Below are 5258 nucleotides of genomic sequence, written 5' to 3' on the forward strand. Positions count from 1 at the left end.
GATAACGCCGCTGCTGAAGTAATACGGTCTAAGTACGATTACATTTTCCGTATCAAAGTACTGGAGTTTTATTTCGGTCTGCCAATTGTTTTGAATTAGGAATATTTCAAAGTCTGTAGCATAAAGCCGGGCCTGCTGATCCTAATCGGCAGGCCTTTTTTATTGTATCTTTGCGCCCATTATGGCTGTTATTCTCAACCTGGAAACTGCGACCACCAATTGTTCCGTAAGCCTTGCACGCGATGGGAAACTCCTGGCATTACGGGAAGAGAACAACCGGAATTATTCACATTCGGAACAGCTTCACCTGTTTATACAGCAGGTACTGGAAGAAGCTCAACTCAGTATGCAGGATGTAGAGGCGGTTGCCGTGAGTAAAGGCCCTGGCTCCTATACCGGTCTCCGGATCGGGGTAGCTTCGGCAAAAGGCTTGTGCTTCGCTTTGGATATCCCCTTAATATCCCTTCCCACCCTGGACAGCCTGGCCCGTCAGTTAGAAGTAACCGATGGACATCTCATACCCATGCTTGATGCCAGGCGCATGGAGGTATATGCGAAAGTTTTGAAGTGTGATTACGAGCCGGTCCGGGAAATCCGGGCGGAGATCATCAATGCGTATAGCTACCAGGAGTTTGTCGAAAAGGGCGCTGTATACCTCATAGGAAATGGGGCCAAAAAGTGCAGGGAGGTATTGCGTCACCCCAATTTCAGGTTTGAGGAGGAGCGGGTCCCTTCCGCCAGGGAAATGGCCCACATGTCACATCAGCGTTTTGAGAAAGGGGAATTCGAGACCCTGGCGTATTTCGAGCCCTTCTACCTGAAAGAATTTATCCTGGGGAAATAACCCGATCTTTAATATCTTATCGTTAAACCAGGGCTTAATCGGTTTTTTGGTGTACGTCGATCTGTGGGAACGGAATTTCAATGCCCTCCTGATCAAAGCGGTATTTCAGGTTTTCCAGGACATAAAAATGTGCAGCCCAAAAATCTTCGTTCTTTGCCCAGAACCGTAAGGATAGGGTAACTGCACTGTCGGCCAGCTCTCCTACATAGACTTCAGGGGCGGGCTCCTTTAGGACCTTTTCATTCCCCTGGCAAAGGTCCAGCAATATATCCTTGGCCTTTTTGATGTCTGAACTATAGCCGATACCCACGTCAATTTTATCCCTCCGCATGGGTTCTGCATTGTAGTTTATAATGTTGTTGTTGGATAACTGTCCGTTGGGGATAATCGCCAGCTGGTTACCAAAGGTGTTTAGTTTAGTGGTAAATATGGAGATCTCCTTTACTGTGCCGTCAACACCCTGGGCGGAAATCCAATCCCCTACACGGAATGGCCTGAAGACCAGGATAAGCACCCCACCGGCAAAGTTTGCCAGGGATCCCTGCAAGGCGAGACCTACCGCCAGGCCTGCGGCACCAAGCATGGCCACCAGGGAGGAAGATTTTACGCCAAGTTGGGTAATTACAACCACGAACAAAATGACCTTTAAACTTATTTTGATAAAACTCTGGAGAAAGGTTTCCAGTGCCTCGTCATAATCCTTTTTCTCAAAGAAGCGTTTTACAAAGTGGTTGATAAAACGGATCACCCAAAGTCCCAGAATAAGGATTATGATGGCCACAATAAGGTCAGGGATAAACTCCCAAAGCCAGTCCATTGCCTCTTCAGAAAACTTTTGCAGGTCGTTAATTTTATCCATAATAGGCTGTGTTTTTAAGGTGTGCTTTCCGGGTCAAAAATACTAAATCGCCTTCTTAAAAGAAATTGATCTGACCGGGCTGAATTTGGTCGAGTGCAGCGGAAGGGGCACTTACCGGAAGTTTACAGGAACCTTTCTGGCAAACGTATAGCAAGGTTTCCCCTGCTACATACCGGTTCTCCAGGAGGGGTAAATTACTTTCTCCGGCAGCGCCTGCAATCACACTGTTGGGAAGATAATTTTCCTGAAGGAAGGCCCTGTCCTGATCGCTTTCAGGTCCTGAAATAGCTACTTCATAAAACGGATTAGAAGTGAAGAGCACCAGGTGTAACCAGTTGGCATAACCCGAAATGTCTTCAGCAAAATTCCCCTGAACGGCTTTCATCATATTAAGTGCCGCTTCTTCGTAAGACGCCTTAAACAGATGTTTGGACAGGTAGAACAGGTTCTTGGCCATAATGGAATTTGAGGCAGGGATTACATTATCCATGGTTTCCATAGATCTCCTGATGACAATATCATCCTCTTTTGAGGTAAAGAAAAACAAACCTGAGGCATCGTCATAGAAGTTGGTTAGGCAGTATTCCGTAAGCGATTCGGCTTTCCTTAGCCAACTTTCGTCAAAAGTAACCTCATAGAGCCCCAGGAAGGCGTCAATAATACTGGCATAGTCCTCCAAATAACCGTTTATAGTACTTTTGCCTTCTTTGTGATTGTGGTAGAGTCCTCCATCTTCCTTTATCATGTTCTCAGCAATAAAGGAGGCATTTTTAAGCGCCATGTCCAGATAACTTTTCTTTCCGAGGTATTTGTAGGCATCAACCAAACCTTTGAGCATAAGACCATTCCAGGAGGTAAGGATCTTATCATCCAACCTGGGCCGGCTGCGTTCTTCACGCTTTTCCAAAAGAAGCCTCTTGCTTTCTGAAATCATTTTACGCAGTTCCTCTACAGTTAAGTTGTGCATCTTGGCCACTTCGGCATCGCTTTGCTTACGAATCAGAACAAACTTGCCTTCTTCCCAGAAACCATAGGGGTTGATGTTGTAGTAATCTTTAAAAACCGGAAAATCGCCTCCTAATATCTGTTGTAATTCCTCGGCTTTCCAAACGTAGTAGGCCCCTTCTTCCAGCTTCCCGTTTTCATCCGTGCTGTCCGCATCCAGGGAGGAATAAAAAGCCCCGGAATCATGGGTAAGTTCGCGCCGGACGAAGGCAATGGTTTCCTCAACCGTTTTTCGGTAGAGTTCGTTATTGGTATAAGCATAGGCTTTGGCATAAAGGCTTACCAACTGCCCGTTGTCATATAACATCTTTTCGAAGTGGGGGACATGCCATTTGGTATCCACCGCATAACGGGAAAATCCCCCGCCCAATTGGTCATAGACCCCGCCATAAGCCATTTTGGTAAGGGTGAGGTTAAGGTATTCCCGAATGTCAGGATCGTCCTCCGCCCAGGCATAATGGAGCAGGAAATCCAGGTTAACCGGCATCATGAATTTCGGCGCCCTTTTATATCCCCCCATTTCCCGATCGAAAAAGGCAGTCCATTTGGACAACGACGCGTTGAGGTCTTCCTTATTGAATATATCGGGATTCTCGTGGGGAGGGATAAGATTGATTTCTTTGATCCCCTGTGCCAATCCCTGCGCATATTCTATGACTTTATTGGGATCTTCCTTGTACAGGTCGCTCAGTTGGGTGAGCACCTTCATCCAATCCTCTTTTTTTACGTAGGTGGCGCCCCAGAAAGGCCTGCCGTCAGGCAAGGCCACAACGTTCAGCGGCCATCCCCCACGGCCTGTCATCATTTGCACCGCATCCATATAGATCTGGTCGATATCCGGCCGTTCTTCCCTGTCTATTTTTATATTGATGAACCTTTCGTTCATAAGCTGTGCCACTTCTTCATCCTCAAAGCATTCCTCTTCCATGACGTGGCACCAGTGGCAAGCCGCATAGCCAATGCTGATCAGCAGGGGTTTGCCTTCTTCCTGGGCCCTTTTCAAAACTTCCGGAGACCAGGCCACCCAATCTACGGGGTTATGGGCGTGCTGCAACAGATAGGGACTGGTTTCGTCGATCAGGGCATTGGTGTATTTGTGTGACATGGCACTGTTTTTACGTTGACAACCCAGAAGGGAGGTCAGTAGTAGGATCAAAATACAATAGGTTCTCCACATAGGTGCAGGTAGCAAAGAGGACTACTAAAAAAGCGCCATTTGGCGCTTTTTAATTAACATTTATTTTACTTCAAAGGTAATTTTAACATTTACGCGGTAATCGTCTATTTTCCCATCCTTTACCGTGGCACTTTGCTCCTGTACCCAGACAGAGCGAATGTTTTTCACGGATTTAGAGGCTTCAGCCACAGCTTTTCCTGCGGCATCTTCCCAACTTTCGGTGGAGTTTGCCAGAATTTCAATAACTTTTAATACAGACATAATATTATGGATTTTATTTACAGGAAAGATAAGGATATCTGGGCAAGAAACCCAGAAATTACGGGGTTTATCCGTTAATGGCGACTACCTGGTCTACCTTATCTCCCAGCATGTTTTTCAGCATGGTTTCTATTCCATTTTTCAGGGTAAAGGTGGAGGAGGGACATCCGCTACAGGCCCCCTGAAGGATAACATTCACCGTTTTGCTATCTTCTTCGTAGGACTGGAACAGGATATTTCCCCCGTCACTGGCCACAGCAGGCTTCACATACTCTTCAAGGATATCAACAATCCGGCGTGAGGTATCGTCCATGTCTGAATGCGTGCGTTTCTCAACCTCTTTTTTCTCTTCCTCCTTGGCAATGGCCGCTTCTGACACCAGTTCATTCCCATCGGCGATGAAGGTTCGAATTTTTTCCCTCATTTCCATGGTGATCTCATTCCAGTCGGCCACATCGTATTTGGTAATGGAAATGTAGTTCTCATCGATGAATACTTCCTTTACAAAGGGGTGTTCAAACAGGAAAGTGGCCAGTTTTGAAGTGGCGGCTTCATCGATATTCTTGAATTCAAAGGCAGCGGGCACCAGGCGTTTGTTGGCCACGAACTTCATTACGGCCGGGTTGGGTGTCACTTCCGCATACAGGGTAACGGGCACTTTTTTGGCCCCTTTTTCTTCAAATACTACAGGCCCTCCGGAATTGAGGTAGTCTACCAGTTGCTGCGCAACCTCTCCTTTGACATCCTCCCAGGTAACAATGTCATATCGCTCGAGAGCAATGAAGTTACCGGAAATGTATACCCTTTTTATAAAAGGCAGGTGGAACAGTTGCTGTGCCAGGGGTGCATTTTTAGCCTCATCGATGTTCCGATATTCATAATGTCCCTCGCTTACCAGCATATGATTGGCCTCAAATTTGAGGATAGCTGGATTGTTCGTATCAACAATAGTGATGTTAAAGGATTTCATAGAACTGATTTTCTCGCAAAAGTACAACCTATTTACTAGTTTTCCAGCATATAATAATGTCGTCTTTCGTCCGTTATACTTTATATTTAAGGCACAAAGCCCATAAACCAGCCACTTACCTGTTGATGAAGAAATCCATTTC

At 46.2% G+C, this 5258-nt stretch carries 5 protein-coding genes; 1 reads left to right on the forward strand and 4 read right to left on the reverse strand.

The window, feature by feature from the left end:
• The first annotated feature begins 181 nt into the window (after window positions 1-181).
• Window positions 182-844, forward strand: coding sequence for a tRNA (adenosine(37)-N6)-threonylcarbamoyltransferase complex dimerization subunit type 1 TsaB (gene tsaB / locus AC4E7D_RS11300; RefSeq protein WP_490173898.1), 663 nt, complete (start codon window positions 182-184; stop codon window positions 842-844).
• 34 nt (window positions 845-878) lie between these two features.
• Here the strand turns inward: tsaB and AC4E7D_RS11305 are convergent, their stop codons facing one another.
• From AC4E7D_RS11305 to AC4E7D_RS11320, 4 genes are all read right to left on the reverse strand, one after another.
• Window positions 879-1703, reverse strand: coding sequence for a mechanosensitive ion channel family protein (locus tag AC4E7D_RS11305; protein WP_490173899.1), 825 nt, complete (start codon window positions 1701-1703; stop codon window positions 879-881).
• Window positions 1704-1758: 55 nt separating this feature from the next.
• Window positions 1759-3813: a thioredoxin domain-containing protein gene (locus AC4E7D_RS11310; RefSeq protein ID WP_490173900.1), complete on the reverse strand. Its 2055-nt coding sequence runs from the start codon at window positions 3811-3813 to the stop codon at window positions 1759-1761.
• Window positions 3814-3945: 132 nt separating this feature from the next.
• Window positions 3946-4146, reverse strand: coding sequence for a dodecin family protein (locus AC4E7D_RS11315; protein ID WP_490173901.1), 201 nt, complete (start codon window positions 4144-4146; stop codon window positions 3946-3948).
• A gap of 67 nt (window positions 4147-4213) precedes the next feature.
• Window positions 4214-5116: a NifU family protein gene (locus tag AC4E7D_RS11320; RefSeq protein WP_490173902.1), complete on the reverse strand. Its 903-nt coding sequence runs from the start codon at window positions 5114-5116 to the stop codon at window positions 4214-4216.
• Window positions 5117-5258 lie beyond the last annotated feature (142 nt).

Source organism: Lentiprolixibacter sp., from assembly GCF_982873095.1.

What these genes read in the sequence shown, in the direction of transcription:
- tsaB (WP_490173898.1), top strand. Translation starts at nt 182, where the DNA reads ATGGCTGTTATTCTCAACCTGGAAACTGCGACCACCAATTGTTCCGTA.
- AC4E7D_RS11305 (WP_490173899.1), bottom strand. Translation starts at nt 1,703, where the DNA reads ATGGATAAAATTAACGACCTGCAAAAGTTTTCTGAAGAGGCAATGGAC.
- AC4E7D_RS11310 (WP_490173900.1), bottom strand. Translation starts at nt 3,813, where the DNA reads ATGTCACACAAATACACCAATGCCCTGATCGACGAAACCAGTCCCTAT.
- AC4E7D_RS11315 (WP_490173901.1), bottom strand. Translation starts at nt 4,146, where the DNA reads ATGTCTGTATTAAAAGTTATTGAAATTCTGGCAAACTCCACCGAAAGT.
- AC4E7D_RS11320 (WP_490173902.1), bottom strand. Translation starts at nt 5,116, where the DNA reads ATGAAATCCTTTAACATCACTATTGTTGATACGAACAATCCAGCTATC.